Here is a 23930-nt window from a genome sequence, read left to right on the forward strand (position 1 = left end):
AGGGGTTGCCCAGCTGCGACCTCGCTGCAGGAGACGCCGTGGTGTGAGGATGTGAGGCTCGTTCTGACCGTGGCGGCACCAGCGCCCGCCCCCAGCAGAGGAGACCACGATGCACACGATCCATAAGCTCCCCGCCCGCTCCGCCCGTCGGCTCTCCCTGGCCGCCATCGCCCTGGCGGCGGGGCTGTCCATGACGGGCTGCGGGCTCATCCCGGGGGCCACCGGCTCGGATGACTCCGCGCGCGGTGACACCGGCCAGCAGACACAGGAGGCCGGTGCGCAGACACAGGAGGCCGGCAGCGACAGTGCGGGCAACGATGGCGCAGGCGACAGCGGCGGTTCGAGCGGGGCAGACGATTCGAGTGGCGCAGGCGGTTCGAACGACTCGGGCGGTTCCAACAGCACAGGCGGTCCCAATAGCGGTGACACCGGCAGCGGCAGTTCCGGCGGCTCAAGCAGCGGCAGTGGCTCGGACACGGGTTCAGGCACGGGTTCGGACACGGGTTCAGGCACGGGCAGCGGCGCCAGCGGTACGCGCACAACGGTCCGCGGTTCCGTGCTCGCGGCCTCCATCAGGAAGGAGATCGCCAAGCGCGGGAAGTCGGCGATCGTGACGTGCAGCGACCTGCACGTGTCCAAGGCGGGCGGCGGCACCACCACGTGCCGGATGACCGTGGACGGCAAGAAGTACTACCCCGTCGCCAAGGGCACGATCGTCGCGAACGGCCAGGTCCGCTACCGCCTCGAATTCCCCGGCGTCGACTTCTGACCGGCCTCCCCCGCACGTCGTCCCGCTGCGGGCGTCCTCCCGCTGCGCACGGCGCCCCGCCTCGCGCCCCAGCTTCTCACCCTGTGCCCCATTCGGCACCCGTCGCCCCGCCCCCGTTCGCCTCTCGTATTACCCTTGCCTTACCGAACCTGACACACGGGTGCAGGCGGGGTCAGACGGAGAGGCGGCGGGGGGCGCATGGCGGGTGAGCGCGGCGGCATCACGTTCACATGGCCCGGGCGCGGCGCTGCGGAGGACCACCTCGATGCCGCCCCGCATTCGGCGGCGCGCGCGGCCTGGCCCACGGACATCGCGACGGAGGAGAACCTCCTCATCGAGGGCGACAACCTCGACGCGCTCGCGCTCCTGGAGCCCACCCACGCGGACCGGGTCAAGGTCGTCTACATCGATCCGCCCTACAACACGGGCAGCGCGCTGCCCTACCGGGACACGTTCGGCGCCGCCGGCCACGCGGGGTGGCTGTCGATGATGCTCCCGCGCCTCGTCCTGGCCCGCCGGCTCATGCGCGGCGACGGCGTGCTCTTCGCCTCGATCGACGATCGCGAGCACGCCCACCTCGCCCTCCTGGGCCAGGAGGTCTTCGGCGAGGAGAACTTCCTGGGCTCCTTCGTCCACCAGCGGGCGAAGGGCGGCGGCAGCGCCCGCACGTTCGTGCGCGGCCACGACTACATCCTCGTGTGGGCCAAGGACGCGGCCCGCGTGGCGCCGTTCGTCACGGAGAAGCGCAAGCCCACCAGGTACGAGGTCATCGACGGCGTGCGCTGCCTCGTGGACGACGACGTGCTGCGGGTGACGTTCGGCAAGTACGCCGCAGGCAGCGAGCGCCGCCTCATGTACGAAGACGTCGAAGCGGTGCGCGGCCCCGCGAAGAAGGCGCAGGTGGATGCGTGGCTGGCCGCGGGCACGCACGTGCTGCGGCCCTGGGCCGGGGGCAAGCACGCGGTGGCGAAGGTGACGCCGGCGGACCGCGCCCACTCGAAGATGTACTCGATCATCCGGGCGCTGGGCGATGAGGGTCGCCGGGACCTCGAGGACCTGGGGCTGGGCGGCCTGTTCGGCTATCCCAAGCCCGTCTCGCTCCTCCGCGAGCTCGTGCGCTCGCAGACCTTCTTCGACCCCGAGGCGCTGGTCCTCGACTTCTTCGCCGGCTCCGGCACCACGGCCCAGGCCGTCGCGCAGCTCAACGCAGCAGACGGCGGGCGCCGGCGCTTCATCCTCGTTCAGCGCGCCGAGGAGCTGCGGCGCGTCGACGGCGCCCGCTCCGACCGCGCGGCGCACGGCGAGCCCATCACCACGATCAGCGGCCTCATGCGCGAGCGGGTGCGCCGGGCCGGGGCGCGGTTCCGCGATGTGCGGCTGCCGGAGCCGCCGGCGCAGTCCCCGCCGCTACACTGATCCGGCGCGCCGCTTCGGCTGCGCTGCCAGCGCCCGCCCCCAGCGCCCGCTGCCATTGCGCGTGCCGCGGCGCCCCTGCCGCGCGCCGCCCCGTTGAAAGGACGCCCATGGGCGAGGTCTACCGCACCACCCCGCAGCTGCGCTGGTCCGATCAGGACCTCAACCACCACGTGAACAACGCGAAGATCGTCACGCTGCTGGAGGAGGCGCGCATCGGCTGGCTGATCGGCGGCAAGGCCTCCGGGGCGCTGGCCCAGCCCAAGCTCGTCGCGCGACTGGAACTCGACTACCGCCGCCCCGTCCAGTACGGCTCGGAGCTCACGATCGAGCTGACGATCTCCCACATCGGCACCACCTCGTTCTCCGTGCGCGGGGTGGGCCTGCAGGAGGGCGAGGTCTGCTTCGAGGCGGTCGACGTGCTCGTCGTGCTGGACAAGGCGACGGGGCGCCCCACCCCGCTCAGCGCCGCCGGGCGCGCCTACCTGGAGCGCTACCTGGACGACGGCACGGCCGCTGACGGGCGCTAGGCCCCCCAGCGCCCCCGCGGTCGCCCAGCGCCCCCGCGCTCAGCCTCCGCCCTCGCGGGCCGGTCACTGCCCCCGAGGTCAGCCGTCGAACACCGGCGAGCGGGGAATCCCCAGCTCGGATTCGAGCGCCGCGGCCACCGGGAGCACCGAGGCGTCCTGATAGGGGTGGCCCACGACCTGCACGCTCACGGGCACGCCCTCCGAGCCGATCCCTGCGGGCATGGCCATGACCGGGCACCGGTTGGCGATGTTGAACGGGATCGTCATGTGCGCCTGCCAGTAGAACTCCACGGCGCCGCCGGGGCGGTCCAGGGGCCCCAGCTGGTGGTCATCGGCCGGCAGGGACTCCACCGCCGAGGTGGGGGTCAACAGCACGTCGAAGCCGGCCATGGCCTGCGCCAGGCGATCCTGGACCCGCGCCTCGAGAACCGTGGACTCGAGCAGGGAGGTGCGCTGCGCCTCGGCCCGGGTGACCTCGATGAAGCGGCGCGAGTAGTCCTCGAGCGCGTCGAGGTCGCCGCCGGCCATGCGCTCCATGTTGGCGGCGATGAGGTGGCCGTAGTGGGCCGCCGAGGCCCGCGAGACCTCGTCGAGCGACAGCCCGACGTCGATCCACTCGACCTGGGCGCCCCGCCGGGCCAGCGCCTCGGCGGCCCGGGCGAGGCCGCTGGCGACGCTGGGGTCCACGTCGTAGCAGCCCAGGTCCGCGCTGACGGCCACGCGCAGGCCCTCCACGTCGTCGTACGCGCTCTCACCGGCCCCCCGGTCCCAGGGCAGCACCGGGGTGGGGTCGACGGTGGCGTGGTCCGCGGGGTCGAGGCCCATGATGGTGTTCATCGCGTACGCGGTGTCCGCGACGGACCGGGCGAGGATGTGGTCGCCGCGGTACCAGTCCGCGTTGGAGGGGTGGGCGCCGGGCGTGCGGCCGAACGGGGTCTTGAGCCCCGGCAGGCCGCAGAAGGCCGCCGGGATGCGGGTGGAGCCCGCGATGTCCGAGGCGGTGGCCAGCGGGGCGAACCCCGCCGCGACGGCCGCCCCCGAACCGCCCGACGAGCCGCCGGGCGTCTTGTCCCGGTTGAACGGGTTGCGGGTGACGCCCCACGCGCGCGTCGAGGTGAACGTCGCGCACGACATCTCCGGGTTGGCGGTGCGGGCGAACGGGATCGCGCCGGCGGCCCGCAGCCGCGCCACGATCGGATTGTCCGCCTCGGCCACGATCCCCGCGCGGGCCTGCGAGCCGCGGGTGGCGCTGTGCCCGGCCAGGTCGTGCTGCTCCTTGACCAGCAGCGGGATCCCGAGCAGCGGGGGCAGGTCCGCTGCGTCCTCGGCGGCGTAGCGCTCGTCGGCGGCGCGGAACTGCGCGCGGACCTCCGGGTCGTCGGCCATGAACTCCACGATCGCGTTGATGGGGTCCGCGCTCCCCTGGCCCGCCGCGGCGCTGTCCGCGGGGCCGGCCGCTCCCCCGTCCAGGCGGCGGATCCGCTCGGCCAGCGCGGTGAGCGCGCGGCTGGGCGTCAGCGCCCCGGAGCGGAAGGCGGCGAGCATGTCGAGGACGCCGAGCTGGTGGATGGGCGCGGGCAGGCTGTGGGGCGCATCACTCATGGGCTCAGTCTGCCACGCGGCGCTAGAATGCTGCCGGGAGGAGGCCCGCAGAGCCCGGGCCGGAGAGCAGTATGAGCAACGAGGTGTCCGCGCGCCGTGCCGCGCGCCATGTCACCGTCTTCCTCGACGTGGACGGGGTGCTCAACTCCTACCCGGTGCAGGGCACGCGCTCCGTGCGCGAGCGCCGGCGCAGGGTCCGCGCCTGGAACTACGAGCTGCACTACCGGCCCAAGATCGTGAAGTTCCTCGACTCGCTCGTCCAGAAGCGGCTCGTCGACATCGTCTGGCTCTCCACCTGGTCCCAGCGCTGCCGCACGGAGATCGAGCCCAAGCTGGGCTTCCACGGCACCTACCCGATCATCGACATGCCGGACGACTCGTACAACCGGTTCGCCGGCGACCCCTCCGCCTGGTGGAAGGCCCGGGCGGTCGAGGAGTGGCTGGCCGACCATCCCGGCCAGCGCGCGCTGTGGATCGACGACGATCTCGCCGCCCCCGCCACCTACGAGTACTTCAGGAAGAAGTACCGCGGCCGCCTGCTCATGATCGCCCCGCAGTTCTCCCGGGGCCTTGGCGAGGAGCACTTCGCGCTCATCCGGACCTTCACCTACCCGCGCCCGGAGCACGGCGCACACGAGGAGCAGAAGCGGGAGGGCGCGTGAGGCGCACCCGCGTGGGCCTCATCGACTCCGGACTGGGCCTCGTGTCCTTCGCCGCGGCCCTGCACCGGGCCGCCCCCGGCCTCGACCTGCTCCTGGCCACGGATCCCGAGCACATGCCCTACGGCGCCCTCGAGCCGGCGCAGGTGCAGGAGCGCGTGCTCGCCTCGGCGCGCGCCCTCGAACCGTGGGCCCCGGACGCGCTCGTCCTCGCGTGCAACACCGCCTCCGTCCACGCCCTCGCGGCGCTGCGCGCACATGCCGAGCCCGAGGTGCCCGTCATCGGCACCGTGCCCGCCATCAAGTCCGCGGCCCGGGCCTCGGAGGCCCGCGGCGGGGCGCCGTTCGCCGTGTGGGCCACGAGCGCCACGACCGCGAGCGCCTATCAGCGCGAGCTCATCAGCGCGTTCGCCGGCAGCACTCCGGTGGCCTCCGTGGCCTGCGCGGGCCTGGCCCAGGCGATCGAGCGCGCGGACGACGCCGCCATCGACACCGCCATCGATGCGGCCGCCGCGGCGACGCCCGCGCACATCGACTCGATCGTGCTGGGCTGCACCCACTACGGCCTCGTCGCCGAGCGCATCCGCGCGCGCCGCCCGCAGACCGCCCACCTCTACGACTCCCCCGCCGCCGTCGCCGCCCAGACGCTCGCTCGGCTGGGCCGGGGCGCCCCGGGCGCAGCGGGGGGTCCGGGGGGCCGGATCCTCGCGGTGCTCGCCTCGGGCCGGCCGGCCGGGCTGCCGCGGGCCCTCGAGGCGTACCCGGCCGGGCGGGAGCTGCTGCGCATCGCCCCCGAGCAGCACACCTAGCGGGCACGGCGCACCTAGCGGGCACGGCCGCGGCCGGGTGCGATCCGGCCTGCGACAATGGGAGCGGAGCAGACCAGCCCCCGCGCACCCGGCAGCCCCACCGGTGTCCCCCGGCGCGGCGGCCCAACGAAGGAGATCCGAGCCATGACGAGCCCGCTCATGCCCACCGCTGGCACCGTGCTGCGCAAGATGCGCACCCTCCTCTTCGTCCAGGGCGCGGCGGCCCTGGTGCTGGGCGTGCTCGTCATCATCTGGCCGGTCAACGCCACGCTGATCTTCGCGATCCTCATGGGCGCGTGGCTGCTCGTCGACGGCGTCGTCTCCGCGCTCACCTGGGCGGCGCGTCCGCGCGGTGCACGCTCGGGGGTCGCCCTGGCGCGCGCGATCTTCGGGATCGTCGCGGGCCTCGTCATCGTGGCAGTGCCCGCGGCCGGCATGCTCGTCGTCGTGTGGATCGTCGCCTTCGTCATGCTGCTGCTGGGTGCCTTCCAACTCGCCGGCTGTGGCACGCTGCGCGCGGCCGGGGTGCGCTACTGGTGGATGATGCTGATCACCGGCATCCTCTCCGTCCTCGCCGCCGTGGGCATCCTGCTCTTCCCCGTCACCGGAGCCGCCGTGTTCGCCTGGATCGTGGGCGTCGCGATGATCGTCGAGGGCATCGCCGCCTTCCTCATCGGCTCCCAGCTCAACCGGGCGGTGCGCGCTCAGGACGAGCGGGAGATCCCCGGCGAGCTCGCCTGAGCCGGAGCGCCGCTCACTGCCAGCGGTCCACTCACCACCAGGCCCCACTCACCACCACGCGCCCACGGGCGCGTCGAGGGCGGTGAGCACCGCGCCGGCGAAGCTCATGGTTCCCACCGTGAGCACGTCGCGGCCGGTGCGCTCCGCGCGGGCGACGGCCTGGGCCGTGTCCAGCACCGCCCCCCGGCCGGCCAGCCGGTCATAGCGGAGGTAGTCGCTGCCGGCGCCCACGAACAGCGCCTCGCGGCCGCCGAGCGCATCGACGCACGCGTCGACGTCCTTCGTGTCCGGGAAGCCCGCGAGCACGAGGAAGTCCGGCCGCAGGTGCGCCCGCGCGTGCGCCAGGGCCGCGCGCACGCCCGGGGGGCTGATCGCGGCATCGACGATCCATTCGGCGCCGGCGTGCGCGTGGTGCGACAGCCGGCCGGGCAGGCTCAGCGCCGCCCGCGCCTGCGCGGGCGTCGGTGCTTGCGCCTGCGCGGGTGCGTGTGCCTGCGGGGGCCGAGGCGCGGTCAGCGCGCGCACCTCGCACAGCGCCCGCGCGGCCGCGAGGCCCACCGCGAGGTTCGTGCGCGCGATGGTCGCCTCCTCCTGGACCTCGGTGACGGGGGCGGGCTGGGCTGCCAGCCGCTCCCGCGCCTCGGCGGGCTGGGCGGGATGGGCGATGACCGCGCGGGTGGCCGGGGTGATGGTGCCCAGCAGGTCCGCGGCGACCGCGGCGAGGCTGCCGCCCAGGACGTCGGTGTGTTCGGGAAAGATCTGGGTGGCCGCCACGACGTCGTAGTCGAAGAGCGAGACGTCGTCGGACAGGCCGCCCAGCCCCTCCTCGACGACGAGCGCCTGGACCCCCGCCTCGAGCAGGTGCGCGAGTCCCACGAGGGTGAACAGGCCCGAGGGCGGCAGGTAGCCCTCGGCCGGATCGAACGGGCCCAGAGCGGCGAGCAGCGCGGCCGTCCGGTCCGCCAGCACCCCCGCCTGCGCGGGCGTCAGCGGCCGCCCGTCGAGGCGGATGCGCTCGCGGTTCGAGCGCAGCGGCGGGCTCGTGATCGTGCCCACCCGCAGGCCCGCCCTGCTGCTCAGCGCCCAGCTCGCCGCGGCCACCGCGGTGCCCTTGCCCTTGCTGCCGACCACCAGCAGCGCGGGCACCGGCAGCCCCCGCCCCGCGGGCCCGGAGCCCAGGCCCAGGCGGGTCACCGCGAGGCGGGAGCGGGCGCGGCTGCGCCCGATGGTCCGGGGGGTCAGTGCGCCGGGCGCTCTGCTGGATTCGAGAGAGCTGCTGGATTCGAGTGCGCTGTTGGATTCGAGCGCCCGGGCGGCCTTCCACTCGCGGAAGAACGGCTCGTCCCAGCCTTCGGCGGGCATGTCAGCGCAGCCGTGCGGTGAGTTCGGCGGCGGCCGCGCGCACGCGCTCGGCGCTGGCCTCGACCGCCTCGGCGGAATACGCGGAGTCCGGCAGGCACAGGCCCATCCCCGCCACCGGGCGGTCGAGCGCATCGAGGACGGGCGCGCCCACGGTCCAGATGCCGGGGGTGACCTCGCCGCGCTCCAGCGAATAGCCGCGGCGGCGCTCGTGGCCGAGCTCGCCGTTGAGCTCGCGCACCGTCTGCGGGCCGCTGCCCGTGCGGCTGACGAAGGCGCCCTCGCCGGTGAACAGGGCGAGCACCTCGCGCTTGGACAGCTGGGTGAGCATCGCCCGGCCGGTGGCGGTGAGGTAGGCGGGCATGCGCACCCCAGCGGCGGTGATGACGGCCACGGAGCGCACGGCCTGCTCCTTGAGGATGTAGACGGTCTCCCAGCCGCGCAGCACGGACAGCTGCGCCGTGCCGTCGGTGTCCTCGGCCAGCCGCCGGACGATGGGCTGGGCCAGGCGCTGGAGCGGATTCGTGCGCCCGAACGCGCTGCCCAGCTCGGACACGCCGGCGCCCAGCATGTAGCCGCCGGGGGCCTTCGCCACGAAGCCCAGCTCGTCCAAGACGGCGAGCAGCTCGTAGATGCTCGAGCGCGGGATGTCGAGGCCGCGGGCCAGCGCGCCGGCGCTGATGGGGCGGTTCGAACCGGCCAGCTGGCGCAGCAGCGCGATCGCCCGGCGCAGCGCGGGTACGTCGCCCATGCTCAGTCCGCCAGGTCGAAGGCCGCCATCGCCTCCCGGTAGAGCTCGGCGACGGGGCCCAGCGCGGCGTGCTCGCCGTGGGCCGCGACGGTGCGGCCGGCCACGACCACCTCGGCCACGTCCGCCGAGGTGCCGGCCAGCACCGCCTGCTCGCCGCGGCTGCCGATCGTGCGGGCACTGTCCTGGCTCAGCGCGAAGAAGTCCGCAGGGGCGCCCACGCGCAGGCCGCCCCCGTCATGATCGCCCGTCTGCAGGCCGCCCTGATCGAGTCCCAAGGAGCGGGCACCGCCCGAGGTGAGGGCGGCGATGAGCTCAGCGGGGCCGAAGCGGCCGCGCTCGCCGCTGCCCAGGCGCTCGCCGGCCTCCAGGCCGCGCAGCTCCAGGAGCGGATCGAGGACCACGTGCTGGTCCGATCCCAGGGCGAGGACCGCCCCGGCGTCCGCGAGCGCGCGGGCGGGCCCGATCCCGTCGGCCAGGTCCGCCTCCGTCGTGGGGCACATGACGATCGAGGCCACCGCGGCGCCCAGCGCCGCGATGTCCGCCTCGCGCAGGTGGGTCGCGTGGACGGCGGAGAGGCGCGCGTCCAGCACGCCGGCGCGCTCGAGGAGGCCCGTGGGCGTCGTGCCGTAGGCCTCCAGGCACGCCTCGTTCTCCGCGGGCTGCTCCGACAGGTGGACGTGCAGGGGGCCTGTGAGCTGGGAGAACGCGGGCAGGTCCGCGGCGGGCACGGCGCGCACCGAATGGATCGCGGCGCCCAGCGTCACGTGCTCGCAGTCCTGCAGCGCCGCGCCCAGGGCCGCGTGCCGGGCGAGGTAGCCGTCGATGTCGCCGTCGCCGAAGCGGGCCTGCTCGGCGCTCAGCGGCTTGCCGATCCCGCCCGTCAGATAGCAGGTGTCGAGGAGGACGAGCCGGATCCCGGCCTGCTGCGCGGCCCAGGCGAGCGCGCGCTCCATGTCGTGATCCGGGTAGGGGGCGCCGCCCCGGGCGTGGTGGACGTAGTGGAACTCGCCCACCGCGGTGTAGCCGGCCGCGGCCATCTCCGCGAAGACGGCGCGGGCCAGCAGGCCGTAGGAGTCCGGCGTGAGCTGCGCGGCGGCGCGGTACATGACCTGGCGCCAGGTCCAGAACGTGCCGCCGCCTGAGTGCGTGCGGCCCCGCAGCAGCCGGTGGAACGCGTGCGAGTGGGCGTTGACAGCCCCGGGCAGGCTCAGGCCGGGCACGCGGCGGAAGCCTACGGGCGCCTCGGCGGCGGAATCGAGGGCGGCGATCGTGCCGTCCGCGGCCGTCGTGAGCGCCAGGCCCTCGCGGACCTCGCCGCCCGTCCAGGCACGCTCGAGCCAGAAGCCGGCGCCGGGCGCCGCGCTCATGCGCCCAGCTCCGCGGCGAGCACGTCGGCCAGGGCGGCCGCCCCGGCGCGCGCGTCTGCGTCTTCGCAGGCCTCCTCCGGGGCGTGGGAGACGCCCGTGGGATTGCGCACGAAGAGCATGGCCGAGGGCACGTGGGCGGCGAGGATGCCCGCATCGTGGCCGGCGCCCGTGGGCAGGCGCGGGGCCTGCGGGAGCTGGGCGGCCATGCGGTCCGTGAGCTCGGCATCGAAGACGGTGGTGGGCGAGTAGGACTCGCGGGAGGCCCCGAAGCCCACCCCCGCGGCGCCCGCGATGTCGCGGGCGCGGTCGACGATGGCCTGGAGGACCTGGGCGACGACGGCGTCGTCGGCGTGGCGGATGTCGAGCCAGCAGTCCATGGCGGAGGCGATGACGTTCGTGCCGCCGGGGTGGATGCTCGTGCGGCCCACGGTCGCCACGGCGCGGTCGAACCCGGCAGCCAGGCGCGGGATCTCCCCGATGACCGCGCTGCCGGCGGCCACCGGATCCGCGCGGTGGGCCATGGGGGTGGTGCCCGCGTGGTTGCCCTGGCCGGTGAAGCGCAGGCGCCAGCGGCCGTGGCCGATGATCGAGGCGCCCAGGGCCACCGGCTGCCCGGTCTCGATGAGGCCCACGCCCTGCTCCACGTGCAGCTCGATGAACGAGCCGATGCCCGCCAGGCGCTCGGGATCGGGGCCCATACGGTGGGGGTCGAGGCCGTAGGCGGCGGCGACCTCGGCGAACGTATCGCCTTCGGCGTCCGCGAGGCCCAGCGCGCGCTCGGGTGCGATGGCGCCGGAGATGAGGCGAGAGCCCAGGCACGCGACGCCGAACCGCGAGCCCTCCTCCTCCGGGAACACGGCGAGCGCGAGCGGGCGCGCGGCCCGCTCGAGACGGCCGTCCGCGCGCAGCCGGTCGAGGGCGTCCAGAGCCGAGGCGACGCCCAGCGGACCGTCGAACTGGCCGCCGCCGGGCACGGAGTCCAGGTGGGAGCCGGTCACGACGGCGTTGGGGCCGGGCTGAGTCGCCCACGCCCACGTGATCCCGTTCGCATCGACCTCGACGTCGAGCCCCCGCGCCGCGGCCTCGGCCTCGAACCACTCGCGCAGCTCGCGCTCGATGGGCGAGAACCCGGGACGCTGGTAGCCGGGACCGCGGGGGTCGCGGCCCACCTCGCGGATCTGGCCGAGCAGGGAGACGACGTCGGCGCTCATGCGCGCAGTTCCGTACCGTGGAGGACGGTGCCGTCGGTGTCCGTGAGCGTGTGCGCGAAGGGCCGCACCGCCTCGGCGGCGCCCAGCGCGCGGCCGGAGGCGACGAACTCGACCGCATCGGCGAGCTCCGGGGACAGGAAGCGGTCCGGGCCCGGCCCTTGGACCTGCTCGCGCAGGGCGCCGATGACCGCGCCGGTGACGGGGCCGGGCTCCTCGCTGCGCAGGTCGGCGGCCCGGGCCGCGGCGTAGAGCTCGATGCCGAGCACGCGGGCCAGGCTGTCCACGGCGCGGCGGAGCTTGCGCGCGGCGGCCCAGCCCATGGACACGTGGTCCTCCTGCATGGCCGACGAGGGGATGGAGTCGATGCTGGCCGGGGCCGCGATGCGCTTCATCTCCGAGACGAGCCCGGCCTGGGTGTAGTGGGCGATCATGAGGCCGGAGTCCACGCCCGGGTCGTCGGCGAGGAACGCGTTGAGGCCCTGGTTGCGGGCCGGGTCCATGGCGCGGTCGGTGCGGCGCTCGGCGATGGAGGCGAGGTCCGCGGCGACGATGGCGAGGAAGTCCGCGGCGTGGGCCAGCGGGGCGCCGTGGAAGTTGCCGTTGGAGGACACCGTGCCGTCGGGCAGAACAACGGGGTTGTCGATGGCCGAGCGGAGCTCGCGGGCCGCGGTGAGCGCCGCGAACGTCAGCGAGTCCCGGGCCGAGCCCGCCACCTGCGGCGAGCAGCGCAGCGAGTAGGCGTCCTGGACCAGGTGGGTCGAGTCCCTGTGGCTGTCCACGATGGGCGAATCGGCGAGCGCGGCGAACATGTTGGCCGCGCTCGCGGCCTGCCCCGGGTGGGGGCGCAGCGGCATGTTGAGGTCCGGCATGAACACGCGGTCCGTGCCCAGCTGCGCCTCGACGCTCATGGCCGCGGTGAGGTCCGCGGTGGAGACGAGCAGCTCCAGGTCGAACAGCGCCATGACGATCATGCCGAGCATGCCGTCGGTGCCGTTGACGAGCGCCAGGCCCTCCTTCTCCCGCAGCTCGACCGGCTCGATGCCCGCCTGTGCGAGCACGGGGCCGGCCTCGACGGCCGTGCCGTCCGGGCCGTGCACGAGCCCCTCGCCCATGAGGACGAGGGCGCACGCGGAGAGCGGCGCGAGGTCGCCGGAGCAGCCCAGCGAGCCGAACTCGTGGACCCACGGCGTGATCCCGGCATTGAGGACGTCGACGTACGTCTGCAGCGTCTCCGGGCGGATGCCGGTGCGGCCGGTGGCCAGCGTGCGGATGCGCAGGAGCATGAGGGCGCGCACCACCTCGGGCTCGACGGGCTCGCCCACGCCGGCGGCGTGCGAGCGGATGAGCGACTTCTGGAGCTGGGCACGCATGTCGTGCGGGATGTGGCGCTGGGCCAGCGCGCCGAAGCCGGTGGAGACACCGTAGACCGGCTTGGGCGCCTCGGCGAGGGCGTCGACGGCGCGGCGGGCGGCGGCGACCTGCTCGCGCACCGCGTCGGGGATCTCCACCTTCGCCCCGTGGCGGGCGACGGCGATGACGTCTGCGAAGGTCAGGGCGTCGGGGTCGAGTGCGACGGTGGCGGTCATGCGTTCTCCTCGGGGGCTGCGGGCGACATGTACGGGCTGGGGTTGGCGGCGATGAGGGAGCCGGCGCGGTAGACCTGCGCGATCTGCTGGACGCCGGGGCGGTAGGCGAGGTAGCGGTAGCCGGGGGCGTCGAGGACGGCGAAGTCCGCCCGCGCTCCGGGCGTGAGGCGGCCGATGTCGGTGCGGCGCAGGGCGGCCGCACCGCCGGCGGTGGCGGCCCAGAGCGCCTGCTCGACGGTGAAGTGCATGTCCCGCACGGCGATCGCGATGCAGAACGGCAGGGAGCTGGAGAACCCGGAGCCCGGGTTGCAGTCGCTGGCGATGGCCACGGTGACCCCGGCGGCGAAGTAGCGGCGGGCGTCCGGGTAGGGCTGGCGGGTGGAGAACTCGATGGAGGGCAGCAGGGTCGCGACGGTGCCGGCGGCGGCCAGCGCCGCGAGGTCCTCATCGGAGGCGAACGTCGCGTGGTCCGCAGACGCCGCTCCGTGAGCGGCCGCGAGCTTGAGCGCTCCGCCGGCGGTGAGCTGGTTGGCGTGCAGGCGCGGGAGCAGCCCCGCCTGCGCGCCCGCGGTGAGCAGGCGGTCCGTCTGCTCCTCCGTGAAGGCGCCCCGCTCGCAGAACACGTCGATCCAGCGCACTCCGCGCTCCGCGGCCGCGGGAATGAGCCGGTCGATGATGAGGTCCACGTAGCCGTCCGGGTCCTCCGCGTACTCCGGGGGCACCACGTGGGCGGCCATGAGGGTCGTCTCCGGGCTGTAGCGGACGGCGATGTCGAGCTGGCGCAGCTCGTCGTCCACCGTGAGGCCGTAACCGGACTTGATCTCCAGTGTCGTGGTGCCGGAGTGCTCCGCCTGGGCGATGAGCCGGGTGAGGTTGTCCTCGAGCTCCTGGTCGGAGGCTCGACGGGTGGCCTCGACGGTCGAGCGGATGCCGCCGGCGGAGTACTCGCTGCCGGCCATGCGCGCGGCGAACTCCTCCGAGCGGTCGCCGGCGAAGAGCGGGTGGCTGTGGCTGTCGACGAAGCCCGGGATGACTGCGCGGCCGCGGGCCCGGACCACCTGGTCCACCGGCTGTGCGGCGGCCTCCGAGGCGGGGCCCACCCACGCGACGATGCCGTCCTCTGCGATGAAGGCGGCATCGTGGCAGACGCCCAGCAGATCGTCGGCCTCCGGGTCGTTGGTCACGAGCTCGGAGATATCGGTGACGAGAACTCTCACGTGGCGGCTCCTGGGCGGCGGTCGAGGGGCGGGCAGGGTCGGACTGGTGGGGCTCGGTCCTACGGAGCCGGGGCCCGCGGGAAGCGGCCTGGCGGGCCGCCGCGCGGCGGGGGCGCGTGCTGTCCTCCAGTATGGGCGGGGTCGGTGACACGGGCCATCCCACTGGGCCCAGTGTCACCCGGCACACGGGCGGGGCGGTGGAGGCGCCTCGGCGATCCATCCGAAATATCGGACACCGCGGGCTCGGGGCTTTGGGCCCCTTCCTGCCCAACCCGGTTCAGGGGCCGCCGAGGCCCGGGCCCGCCCCGAACACGCCTCGGTCACCGCAGCGGCCCCCGGGATAGTGTGGCTACTGGTTCGCATTCCCCTCCCTTCCACCTCGGAGTCGACGATGACACGCACTCAGGGACCACTGGCCGGCATCCGCGTGCTGGAGCTCGCCTCGATCGGGCCCGGGCCCCACGCCGCGATGCTGCTGGCAGACCTCGGGGCGGACGTCGTGCGGGCCGACCGACCGGCCAGCGCCCGCAGCAGTCTCGAAGACGACGCCTCTGCCGGGCAGTGGCTGCTGCGCGGGCGCCGCTCGATCGCCCTCGACCTCAAGGCGCCGGCCGACCTCGCCACGGCGCTGGACCTCGCCGCCCGCGCCGATGTCCTCATCGAGGGCTACCGGCCCGGAGTGGCCGAGCGGCTGGGAATCGGGCCCGACGAATGCCTGGCGCGCAACCCCCGGCTGGTCTACGGCCGCATGACGGGCTGGGGCCAGGAGGGTCCCCGCGCCCAGCAGGCCGGGCACGACATCAACTACCTCGCGCTCACCGGCGGGCTCTTCACGACCGGCCGCGCGGGCGAGCGGCCCGTGCCGCCGCTGAACATGGTCGCCGATGTGGCCGGCGGGTCCATGATGCTGGCGCTCGGCGTGGTCTCCGCCCTCGTCGAGCGCGCCACCACGGGCAGGGGGCAGGTGGTGGACGCCGCGATGGTCGACGGCACGCCCGCGGCCATGCAGATGATCTGGTCGCTGCGGGGGCAGGGGCGCTGGTCGGACGCCCGCGGCGGCAACCTCCTCGACGGCTCCAACCCCAGTTACGACACCTATGAGTGCGCCGGCGGCGGCTACGTGGCGGTGGGCGCGCTCGAGCCCCAGTTCTACGCCCAGCTGCTCGCGGGCCTCGGGCTCGAGGCGGACCGGATCCCGGACCGGGCGGACCCGCAGCAGTGGCCGGCGCTGCGCGAGGTGTTCGCCGCGCGGTTCGCCCAGCGCAGCCGCGACGAGTGGGCCCGCGTGTTCGAGGGCACGGACGCGTGCGTCACGCCCGTCCTCACCCTCGCCGAGGCGCGGGCCGAGCCGCACATGGCCCATCGCGGCTCGATCGTCGTGCGAGACGGCGTGGAGCAGGGTGCCCCGGCGCCGCGCTTCTCCGCCCACCCGGGCCCGCGGCCCACGCCCGCTCCCCCGCGCCCCGACGCGGACCGGGTGGCGGTGCTGGCCGAGTGGCTGGGCGAGTAGGCACACCGCTCAGCGCGGTGCCGTCCCGCCCCACCCCTCCTCGGCGATGCTCAGCGCGGTTGCGCCCGCCGCGACCGCGGCGCGCTCCGGGGCGGACGCGTACGCCCGCCTGCCCAGTACCGCATCGCACACCGCGCTCAGGCCGATTCCCGCGGTGCGCACCGCCGGCGAGCCCGCGGCCGCGGCCGCGCGGCCGATGATGCGGCCCAGCCCGGCGGCAGCAAACGCCGCAGCAGCGCCCCGCGCCCCGCGCGAGTCGCCCTCCTCGAGGCTGTCCGCGACGACGAGCGCCGCAACCCCGGCCGAACCCGCATCGGCGACCGCGCGCACCGCACCGCCACCCAGGCGACCTGTTCCCGCGATCGGGGTGCGAATCCCCGCGCTGCGGCGCACCGCCGCGGCGAGGAGCCCGCTGAGACCCGCCGTCGTGCCCGCAGCGGCGGCGGAGACTCCCAGCACTCGGCTCCAGCGCCGCGTGTCCAGGTCTTCGACCGCGGCGCGCACGGCCTCGCGGAACGTGAGGTTCCCCCCGGGCGGTGTGCCCACGAGGCCCTCGAGGTCGCGCTCCTTGACCACCGTGGTGTTGAGCAGGCTCCCGATGAGGTGGCGCGCCATGCCGCTGCGCACGGGCGTGATGAGCCCGATCCAGTGCGCGGCAAGGCCCGGAGTGGTGACCGGCGCGGTGAGTACCAGGCGCGGCAGCAGTCCCACGGCCTTCGCGTACTCCTGCATCATCTGGGCGTACTCGAGCGTGTCCGGTCCCCCGATGTCGAATGCGCGGTTGACCTCTGCCGGCAGCTCCGCCGCGGAGGCCAGGTAGAACATCGCATCGCGCACGGCGATGGGGGTGATGCGGTTGCGGATCCACCGCGGTCCGATCGCACCCGGCAGGCGCTCGGAGAGACTGCGCAGCATCGTGAAGGACGCCGAGCCGTCGCCCAGCACCACGCCGGCCTGCAGCACGGCGGTGGGAACGGCGCAGTCGAGCAGGATCCGCCCCACCGCGGTGCGCGACGCGAGGTGCTCGGAGAGCTCCTCGTCATCGGGGTGCAGGCCGGCCAGGTAGACGATCCGGTCGATGCCGGCGGTCTCCGCCGCCCGCGCGAACGTCCGCGCCATGGCCGTTTCCTCGGCCATGAGGTCGGCGGCGGATCCCATGGAGTGCAGCAGATACCACGCAGCGCTCGTGCCCTCCATGGCCGCGGCGACATCGTCGAACTCGGAGGCGTCGCCCTCGCAGACCTCGACCTCCCCGGCGCCGGCCCGCTGGCCCTGGGCGACGATCGCCTCCGCCCACGGCATGGACTCGGCCTTCCCCCGACTGCGCGAGAGCGTCCGCACGGCCCAGCCGCGCCGCAGCAGCTCTCCCACCAGCGTACCGCCCACGTAGCCCGTGGCTCCGGTGACGAGCGCACGGCGCGGCTGGTCACCGGCCTGCTCGGCGCTCCCGGCTGTTGCGCGCTCCTGGCTTCGTGCGGCGCCCGCCCGGGCGCGGGCTTCACTGCGCCCCTGTTCCGGTCCCACCATGTCTCCTCCACTCGGTCGTCGAGGCGCCGCCCGACCGCACGCCGCCGACCCCAGTCTAGGGTCGCGGGCCACCGTCCACACCGGAATTCCGGCCAGCCTCCTTGCCGCCATCGCAGGCGATCCCGCACCCGAGCGGGCTGCGCCGCCGCCCGCGCGCCTTGTATGCTGGCGGTGCGCCGCTGCCGCATCACCGCGGGCGAGTCGACCGGCCCGCCCCGCTCCGGCGCGACTCGACGAACGGAGAAGACCATGGCGGAAACGAACACGCTCGATCAGGCAGACGTCGTCGACATCCTCAAGCGCGCGGGCTACCTCATGCTCACGACGGCCGGCGAGGGCGGCAAGCTCCTCTCGCACCCGATGTCCCCCCAGCAGGTCACCGATGACGCCGATGTCTGGTTCTTCGTGGGCCTGCAGGGCGACCAGGCCGTCGCCCTGCGCAAGGACCCGCACGTCAATCTCGCCATCTCCGAGGCGGGCAACTGGCTCTCCGTCTCCGGCCAGGTGCAGTTCGTCGACGACCAGGCGAAGATCGACGAGCTGTGGAACGACGAGGCGGGCGCCTACTTCGAGGGCGGCCGCCAGGATCCGAACCTGGGCCTCATGAAGGTCATCACCGACTCCGCCCAGCACTGGGGCATGACCGGGGGCAAGCTCTCCGCCGTGGCCCAGATGGTCAAGGCCAAGGTCACCGGCGACCGCCCCGGCGGTGGGAGCGCCACCACCGAGCTGTGAGGCAGCCGCCCACCGGCCGGCGCCGCGCGGAGACCGGCGGCGCGGCCGGTGCGGCGGCGTCGGGTGAGCACGCGCCGCCCGCCTCGCGCGCGCCCGCGTGGCGCTGGCTCGTCCCCGTGGCGCTGGCCGCCGCGGGGCTGTTCGCCGCCGGCCGCGCCCCCAGCGGGGGCGGTGTCTTCATGGCCGCCAGCTGCGCGGTCGCGGTGGTCTACACCATTGCCTGGTGGCTCTGGGGCTGCCCGCGCAGGACGCTTCGCGCGCATCGCCTCGGCCGCGACGCGCTGCGGGGCCTGGCCTGGGGCGCGGGCCTCGCCGCCGTCTTCGCCGCAGGCGCGCTGGCCGTGCGGGGCATCCCGCTGCTCGCCGGCCCCGTGGCCCACCTGCTCGAGCACGCCACGGCCGGGCACCTCCTGCCCGTCGCCATCATCACCGCCCTCAGCGGGATCGCCGAGGAGCTGTTCTACCGCCGCACGGCCCTCCTCCTCCTGCCGGGCCGCTTCCGCACCCGCGCGCTCGTCTCCCTGGGGCTCTACATGGCGGTCTCCGCCACCATGGGAGTCCCGCTGCTCGTGTTCGCGGCAGCCGCGCTCGGTGCCGCCGCCACCGCCGAGGCGCGCCGGACCGGGTCGCTCACCTCGCCGATCGTCATGCACCTCGTGTGGTCGCTGGCCATGCTCATGGCGCTGCCCGCCCTCCTCCAGGCGGTGTGAGCGCCATGCCGGATAGCACGTCGCCCCACGCCGACCCGAGCGGCGACTCCCCCACGGACGACGAGAAGTTCTTCACCGTGCGCGGCCGCCGCTGGCGGCGGACCGACCCCGCCCTCGCCGCCGAGGTGGTCGAGCAGCTGAAGTCGCACCTCGGGCGGGGCAGATCCGGTGTGCGGGCCGGGACGAAGGCGCAGGACACCGAGGCCGTTGCCGCCGCCCGGCGCACGGTGGGCCTTGCCAAGCACGGCCTGGGCGAGCGCGGAGCCCCCTGGTGGGAGCTGTCCGAACAGGACAGGCACGCCCGGGCCGCGGACGCGCTTGCCGCCCTCGAGGGGGATGAGGCGGCCGCCGGGCGGGTGTTCGGCGGTGGTGATCGCGGGTAGGCTCGCCCACACGCATCGGGGCATCCGCCCCGGCGAACCCGACGCACCCGAGTGAGGAATCGACATGACCGAACCCACCGCCGAGCAGCTGGACGCCGCTCGCGAAGCCGCCCAGCACGCCGTGGACACCGCCACGTCCTGGGACTACAGCGCCGATCGCAGCAAGCTCGCCGCGAAGCTGCGCGAAGGGCTTGACGAGGCGCAGGTCAGCGTCGACGACGCCGAATTCGAGCGGATTGTCGACGAGATCATCGCCTACACCGAAAACCCCGGCAGCGCGAAGCCCGCGGTCCGCACCGCCACCCCGGCGGTCTGACCCGCCGCCCCCGGCCGGCGCAGGCCAGGGGCGGCCCGCCATTCGCCCGTGCCCTCGGGCTCCGCGGTGCCCCTGGCGCGCCACAGCGCCGCGGCGCCCACCGACCCCATCAGGCCGGCGGCAAGGTCTCCGACGGTGTCCCAGGGTGCGACGTTCACGGTGCTGTCCACATAGGCGTGCCCCCAGAGCTCCATGGCCTCCCAGCTGAGAGCCAGGACGAGGCCCGCTGCCACGATGGCACCCGGCCTCGGCCGCCGGATGAGCCACGCTGCGAGGACCGCGAGCACTCCCGTCACCAGGGCATGGGCGGCGAGATCCCACCACCAGATGCGCGCGTAGAGATCCAGGTAGGAGCTGATGGCCGCGGCCATGGTCGCCGTCGACCCGGCAATCTCCCAGCGCACGGGCAGACGGGTGCGCCAGGCGACCACCTGCTCGAGGCCCACGAGGAGCGCAACGAGCCCCTCCACCCACAGCGAGCACCCACCGGGCCGACGCCAGCCGCTGGTGAACAGGCCCACCGCTAAGACCAGGCCCGACCAGCGGGCCGCCAGCAGACCCACGGCGCGCAGCGCGGCGAGGGCACTCCGGCCCCGCGGTGGGTGCTGCTCACTCACCGAGGCCCTCCCGCACGGCGCCTTCCCGCCCCGCACCGACGGCGCGCTTCAGCTGCCCCAGTCGCAGCCGCCAGCGGTCCCACGGGAACTCCCTGCGCCAGGCCCGCGCAAGGGTTGATCCCGCGCGCCGCCAGCGGTCGAAGCCCGGGCGGCCCCAGCGCAGCGAGCGCAGCGACATGCGCACTCCCACCGAGGCGCTGAACACGACCCGTTCGTCCGAGCCGATGAGGAACGAGAGGTCCATATCGTCGTGCACGCGGGGGCTGCGCGAGGCGTCCGAGCGCACCCGGTGCCACCATTCCCTGCGCAACGACATGGTCGTGCCGAACAGCGGCGGGTGACCGAGCGCGGCCCCGGCGCTCACAACATAGGCGCCCACGTAGGCGATGGTGAGGAGCGCACCCACGATCGGGAGGCCCTGGAACCACCCGGGACCGGTCACCGCCGCCGTGCCGGGTTTCGCATGCGCGTGGGCCCGCGCATGCGCTCTCACCCATCCGGGCGGCGGGCGGGAATCCGCATCGCAGCGCAGAATGAGCTCACCGCGCGCCGCATCGTACCCCCGGTGCGCGGCCGGCGCGATCCCCTGCCGCGGTTCGAAGAGCACTGTGCATCCCGCCGCTCGCGCGACCGCCGCCGTGGCGTCGTCGGACGCGTTGTCCACGACTATGACTTCCAGTGGGCGCTGCGATTGGGCTGCCAGACAGGCCAGCAGCCCTCGGAGCTGCATCGCGTCGTCGCGCACGGGAACGACCACCGAGCACGAGGGCAGCTCCTCACCCGGTGCCGCCGCGGTCGGCGCTACCAACCGGCCCACGCGCGCTCCAGGTCCATCCGCTCCTCCGCCGGGGCCACGGCGACGGCAAGCCCGCGAGCGCCCTCGGCGCCGAGCGGTCCGCCGATCCCCGCGGCCTCCTCCAGTGCCCGCGCGCGAGCGCTCACCAGCACCGCCGCGGGTCGGCCGTGCACGGTGAAGCCGGCGCGGCGCCACCGCCCGCCGCACTCGCCGGCCTCGGCCGCGGTGTCCAGCGTGCGCATCACATCCGCAACGGCCTCCGGCTCGCCGAACAGCCGCTCGACCTCGAGGCGGTAGCGCCAGCCCGCGGCACCGGCGGCCGTGCTCACGCGCGGATCCGCCGCGAAGAACGCGGCCGCGCACCCGGCCGGCAGCCGGACCTGCGCATCCGGCAGCACGGCAAGCAGGCGGGCGGTCCAGTCGATGAGCGCATCCGCTGGCGCGTCGGCGCGCACGACCACCGCGAGTTCGGGCACCGCGAAGCCCACGCCGCGCGGGCGCGCCCACCGCGCGGGGATGCGCGCCGCCAGCGCGCGGGTCTCGCGGTTCTTCTGCGCCAGCGCGGCCGCATCGCCGCGGCCGCCCCGCCCCGCCCAGTCCGGCTCGGCGTGATGGGCGACGGCGCCGGGCACGTGCAGCAGCCGGGCCCCAGCCTGCCACCAGCGGTGGGCAGCCTCCCAGTCCTCGCCCCCGTAGCCCACGAGGGTCTCATCGAACGGGGCCAGGAGGGCCAGCGAGCGCGGCAGGGCGACCAGGGCGGAGATGACGAAGCGATACGACGCCTCATCGGCGGCCCGCAGGTCCTCCGTCGCGGTGTAGCCGTCCGCCAGCCACCCGACCGGCGCCCACGCGCGACCGTGCGGGTGGAGGCGCGAGCCGACCGCCACCTCGGCCGCCCCCGCCCGCACCGGGGCGGTCAGCGCCGCGATGAACCCCGGCTGGGGCACGGTGTCCGCGTCGAGGAAGACGATGACATCGCCGCGGGCGGCCCCGGCGCCCAGATTGCGGGCGGCTCCCGCGCGGAAGCCCCGGTCCTCCTGGTGCAGCACGCGCACGCCCTCGCACGCGAGCGGGCGGGGCGAGCCGTCGTCGACGACGATGACCTCCGCGCTCGGATCGTCGGCGCGCAGCGCGGCGAGGACGTCCTGCAGCCGTCGCCGATGCGGCGTGTCCTCCGCCGGCTGGGGGTCGTAGAAGGGGATGACGACGCTCGTGGGCACCGCCGGCTCGGGCAGCCCGGCCAAGGCCCGGGCGTAGGCGCCCACCGCATCGACGGGATCGGCGCGGCCCTCCGGGGCAAGCCACGTGGAGGCGGGCTCGCGCAGCGCGGCCGCGAGCGCGTCCGGCAGGGCGTCGGGGGCGACGAGGGTGACCGTGCCCGGCCGCAGCCGGGCCATCTCGCGCGTGTAGCGGGTGTCGATGACAAGCGGGCGGCGGCCGGCCGCAATCCAGCTGTTGAGCGACCCGGAGGCGGAGAAGTGCTGGTGGAAGACCACCGGCACGTGGACCTGGCGCAGCTCCGCGACGACGCGTTCGGCGGGGATGTAACCGCGCTGCTCGAAACCGACGCCCGCGGCGGCCGCCCGCTGCCGCAGCGCCGCGATGGCGTCCTCGTGGCCGTGGGCGGCGCGCCCGAGGACCCGCACGGCGAGCGCGGCATCGACCGCGCCCGCGGCGTCGATGACCTCCTCGTATCCCTTGCCCGGGTAGGCGAATCCGAAGAGGCCGATCGTGGGCGGCCCGCCCTCAGGGCCGGGCGCATCCGGCGCATCCGGCGCCGCGGCGGGCGCGGCGGCCGTCTGGAGCGGGAGCGGGATCACCGCGGCCGCGGGATCGCCCGCGCGCGGAGCGCGGCGCAGCACCCCCGCTTCGAAGGCCAGCTGGAGCTCATGGTCGGAGCTGAGCACGACGAGCCGGGCGGCGGCGGCCACCCGCCGGTAGGCGCGGGCGCGGGCGGCGTACCCGCGGCCGTCGCTTGGCTGCGGCAGGTCGTGGAGCGTCACGCTCATGCGGCCGCTCGCGCCGAACCGCTCGGCGCACGCGGCCGCGGCGGCGGGGTCCGCGCCGAAGAGGCGGTCGGTGAAGTGCAGGTGGACCGCCGCCGGTACGGGCGCAGCGGCGAGCTCGGCGGGGCCCGCGGCGCGCAGGAGCGGGGCGCCCAGGTCCAGCGCCAACCGGTGCGCCAGCGCCGTGACCCCGTGGTCGAGCCCGCCCACCAGCACGTGCACCGGCAGCTGCGCCATCAGCGGCCCCCGGCCATCAGTCCACCCAGCCCAGCAGCCGCAGCCGGGCGCGGCAGTGCTCAAGGCCGTAGGACACGAAGTCGGGATGCTGCGCGTACCAGGCAAGCTGGGCCGCGCGCAGGCGAGCGGCCGGCAGCTCGCGGCCGTCCACGCTCCACGGCCGCGCCGGCAGTCCGAAGTGCTGCGCGGCGGCGGCCTCGAGCGCGGCCCTGACCGCTCCGAGCATCTCGAAGTCCGGCGGTCGCACGGCGCCCGGCAGCGCGGCGCCCAGGTCGCGCAGGCGCCGGACCACGCGCTCGACCACCCGTGCGAAGAACGCGTTCGCGGGGTGGTTGAGCGTGTGGTGGGTGCGGTAGGCGCGGATGTCCGCCGCCAGCAGGTCCGACGCCGGCACCGCACCGGCCGCCGCCTCCCGCCGGGCCAGCTCGGCCACGGAGTCCGCGCCGAGCCGCGCTACGGCCGCGGCGGAGACCTCGAGCTCCCCGGCCGCGGCGGCGATGCGGGCGGGCGCCCCGGGCGCCTCCGGATCGGCGGCGAGGTGCGGGGCGCGGTGGGCGATGAGGAGGGTGCGCAGATCGTGGTAGGCGACGAGCGGTGGATCGACCGCCCCCGCCCAGGCGGGGCGCAGCGTCGCCTGCGCGGGGAAGTAGCCGGAGAAGCGCAGCGAGGGGATCAGGACCGTGCCCGCGCCGGGCCCCAGCTCCTCGGCGATGTCCTCCGTGCCGATGGGCAGCCCGCGGTAGCCGCGGCGGACGGGCTGGGCCACGAGGAAGTCCGCGGCCGCGAGCAGGCGGCGCAGGTGGGGCAGGTCCTCGGCCTCGAGCTCGTGGACGGGCGGGATGAGCGGCGCATCGGCCCCCGCGGTCTCGAGCAGGCGCCGCACGGACCCCGCCTGGCAGTTCCCGTGCACCACGACGAGGGGGCGGTCGCCGGGCGCCGGATCGGCCAGCCCGAAGAAGCGACCGTAATGGCGGCGCCATGCCGCGGTGCGGTGCGCCCCGGAGGCGCGCGAGGTCGTCACCCGCCCAGCCTAGCGGCCCGGCCGGCCCGCCCGGCGGCGGTGCCCCCGCCCGCGCCCG

At 75.2% G+C, this 23930-nt stretch carries 23 protein-coding genes; 11 read left to right on the forward strand and 12 right to left on the reverse strand.

The genetic code is table 11. The annotated features are described in order from the left end of the window. Window positions 1-109 precede the first annotated feature (109 nt). The 3 genes from GSY69_RS02440 to GSY69_RS02450 all read left to right on the forward strand — a co-directional run bounded on the left by GSY69_RS02440 (window position 110) and on the right by GSY69_RS02450 (window position 2712). Window positions 110-769, forward strand: coding sequence for a hypothetical protein (locus tag GSY69_RS02440; protein ID WP_160952311.1), 660 nt, complete (start codon window positions 110-112; stop codon window positions 767-769). Window positions 770-967: 198 nt separating this feature from the next. Then, window positions 968-2185 (forward strand): site-specific DNA-methyltransferase, encoded by a 1218-nt coding sequence (locus GSY69_RS02445; protein ID WP_160952312.1) that lies wholly within the window; start codon window positions 968-970, stop codon window positions 2183-2185. Between the two features lie 107 nt (window positions 2186-2292). Beyond that, entirely contained in the window at window positions 2293-2712 is a 420-nt protein-coding gene (locus tag GSY69_RS02450) for an acyl-CoA thioesterase (protein WP_160952313.1), read from the forward strand. Window positions 2713-2790: 78 nt separating this feature from the next. Here the strand turns inward: GSY69_RS02450 and GSY69_RS02455 are convergent, their stop codons facing one another. Beyond that, window positions 2791-4314, reverse strand: coding sequence for an amidase (locus GSY69_RS02455; RefSeq protein ID WP_160952314.1), 1524 nt, complete (start codon window positions 4312-4314; stop codon window positions 2791-2793). A gap of 71 nt (window positions 4315-4385) precedes the next feature. On the opposite strand from GSY69_RS02455, the gene GSY69_RS02460 reads away from it, so the two are divergent. The 3 genes from GSY69_RS02460 to GSY69_RS02470 all read left to right on the forward strand — a co-directional run bounded on the left by GSY69_RS02460 (window position 4386) and on the right by GSY69_RS02470 (window position 6523). Then, window positions 4386-4976, forward strand: coding sequence for an HAD domain-containing protein (locus tag GSY69_RS02460; protein WP_160952315.1), 591 nt, complete (start codon window positions 4386-4388; stop codon window positions 4974-4976). Beyond that, window positions 4973-5782 carry a glutamate racemase gene (locus GSY69_RS02465; protein WP_160952316.1) on the forward strand — a complete coding sequence of 270 codons (810 nt, stop codon included), beginning with the start codon at window positions 4973-4975 and terminating at the stop codon, window positions 5780-5782. The genes GSY69_RS02460 and GSY69_RS02465 overlap by 4 nt, the downstream gene beginning before the upstream one ends. 144 nt (window positions 5783-5926) lie before the next feature. Next, window positions 5927-6523 (forward strand): HdeD family acid-resistance protein, encoded by a 597-nt coding sequence (locus GSY69_RS02470; protein ID WP_160952317.1) that lies wholly within the window; start codon window positions 5927-5929, stop codon window positions 6521-6523. 48 nt (window positions 6524-6571) lie between these two features. Here GSY69_RS02470 and GSY69_RS02475 read toward each other — a convergent pair whose 3' ends face one another. From GSY69_RS02475 to hutI, 6 genes are read right to left on the reverse strand one after another with little or no spacing between them, the layout of a single operon-like run. After that, on the reverse strand, window positions 6572-7885 hold the full coding sequence (locus tag GSY69_RS02475; RefSeq protein ID WP_160952318.1) for a folylpolyglutamate synthase/dihydrofolate synthase family protein: 1314 nt from the start codon (window positions 7883-7885) through the stop codon (window positions 6572-6574). A gap of 1 nt (window position 7886) precedes the next feature. After that, on the reverse strand, window positions 7887-8633 hold the full coding sequence (locus GSY69_RS02480; RefSeq protein ID WP_160952319.1) for an IclR family transcriptional regulator: 747 nt from the start codon (window positions 8631-8633) through the stop codon (window positions 7887-7889). A gap of 2 nt (window positions 8634-8635) precedes the next feature. Further along, a complete protein-coding gene (locus GSY69_RS02485; protein ID WP_160952320.1) occupies window positions 8636-10000 on the reverse strand; it encodes a formimidoylglutamate deiminase in 1365 nt (454 codons plus the stop codon). Then, window positions 9997-11211 carry an allantoate amidohydrolase gene (locus GSY69_RS02490; protein ID WP_160952321.1) on the reverse strand — a complete coding sequence of 405 codons (1215 nt, stop codon included), beginning with the start codon at window positions 11209-11211 and terminating at the stop codon, window positions 9997-9999. The genes GSY69_RS02485 and GSY69_RS02490 overlap by 4 nt, the downstream gene beginning before the upstream one ends. Then, a complete protein-coding gene (gene hutH, locus GSY69_RS02495) occupies window positions 11208-12797 on the reverse strand; it encodes a histidine ammonia-lyase (RefSeq protein ID WP_160952322.1) in 1590 nt (529 codons plus the stop codon). Before hutH ends, GSY69_RS02490 begins: the two co-directional genes overlap by 4 nt. Next, window positions 12794-14014, reverse strand: a complete 1221-nt coding sequence (gene hutI, locus GSY69_RS02500) for an imidazolonepropionase (protein WP_160952323.1) — start codon at window positions 14012-14014, stop codon at window positions 12794-12796. Before hutI ends, hutH begins: the two co-directional genes overlap by 4 nt. 391 nt (window positions 14015-14405) lie before the next feature. Here hutI and GSY69_RS02505 point away from each other — a divergent pair, with 391 nt between their 5' ends. Continuing rightward, window positions 14406-15524, forward strand: coding sequence for a CaiB/BaiF CoA transferase family protein (locus tag GSY69_RS02505; protein ID WP_160952324.1), 1119 nt, complete (start codon window positions 14406-14408; stop codon window positions 15522-15524). A 9-nt stretch (window positions 15525-15533) separates the two neighbouring features. On the opposite strand, the gene GSY69_RS02510 is transcribed toward GSY69_RS02505, so the two are convergent. Continuing rightward, entirely contained in the window at window positions 15534-17048 is a 1515-nt protein-coding gene (locus GSY69_RS02510; protein ID WP_328698727.1) for an NAD(P)H-binding protein, read from the reverse strand. Window positions 17049-17300: 252 nt separating this feature from the next. On the opposite strand from GSY69_RS02510, the gene GSY69_RS02515 reads away from it, so the two are divergent. The 4 genes from GSY69_RS02515 to GSY69_RS02530 all read left to right on the forward strand — a co-directional run bounded on the left by GSY69_RS02515 (window position 17301) and on the right by GSY69_RS02530 (window position 19195). Then, window positions 17301-17786 carry a pyridoxamine 5'-phosphate oxidase family protein gene (locus GSY69_RS02515; protein ID WP_160952326.1) on the forward strand — a complete coding sequence of 162 codons (486 nt, stop codon included), beginning with the start codon at window positions 17301-17303 and terminating at the stop codon, window positions 17784-17786. Next, a complete protein-coding gene (locus GSY69_RS02520; RefSeq protein WP_160952327.1) occupies window positions 17783-18496 on the forward strand; it encodes a CPBP family glutamic-type intramembrane protease in 714 nt (237 codons plus the stop codon). Before GSY69_RS02515 ends, GSY69_RS02520 begins: the two co-directional genes overlap by 4 nt. A 5-nt stretch (window positions 18497-18501) precedes the next feature. Further along, complete coding sequence (locus tag GSY69_RS02525; protein WP_160952328.1) at window positions 18502-18879, forward strand: biopolymer transporter Tol; 378 nt, start codon at window positions 18502-18504, stop codon at window positions 18877-18879. Window positions 18880-18943: 64 nt separating this feature from the next. After that, entirely contained in the window at window positions 18944-19195 is a 252-nt protein-coding gene (locus tag GSY69_RS02530; protein ID WP_160952329.1) for a hypothetical protein, read from the forward strand. Here GSY69_RS02530 and GSY69_RS02535 read toward each other — a convergent pair. The 4 genes from GSY69_RS02535 to GSY69_RS02550 are packed head-to-tail and all read right to left on the reverse strand — an operon-like array spanning window position 19135 to window position 23872. Further along, entirely contained in the window at window positions 19135-19812 is a 678-nt protein-coding gene (locus tag GSY69_RS02535; protein ID WP_160952330.1) for a hypothetical protein, read from the reverse strand. The genes GSY69_RS02530 and GSY69_RS02535 overlap by 61 nt on opposite strands. After that, complete coding sequence (locus tag GSY69_RS02540; RefSeq protein ID WP_328698728.1) at window positions 19805-20629, reverse strand: glycosyltransferase family 2 protein; 825 nt, start codon at window positions 20627-20629, stop codon at window positions 19805-19807. The genes GSY69_RS02535 and GSY69_RS02540 overlap by 8 nt, the downstream gene beginning before the upstream one ends. Beyond that, the gene (locus tag GSY69_RS02545) at window positions 20614-22851 is read right to left on the reverse strand and encodes a glycosyltransferase family 2 protein (protein ID WP_160952331.1); all 2238 of its coding nucleotides are present in this window, start codon (window positions 22849-22851) and stop codon (window positions 20614-20616) included. Before GSY69_RS02545 ends, GSY69_RS02540 begins: the two co-directional genes overlap by 16 nt. A gap of 16 nt (window positions 22852-22867) precedes the next feature. Further along, entirely contained in the window at window positions 22868-23872 is a 1005-nt protein-coding gene (locus tag GSY69_RS02550; RefSeq protein WP_160952332.1) for a WcbI family polysaccharide biosynthesis putative acetyltransferase, read from the reverse strand. Between the last annotated feature and the right edge of the window lie 58 nt (window positions 23873-23930).

This window comes from Brevibacterium rongguiense (genome assembly GCF_009857845.1).
Lineage (GTDB): Bacteria > Actinomycetota > Actinomycetes > Actinomycetales > Brevibacteriaceae > Brevibacterium > Brevibacterium rongguiense.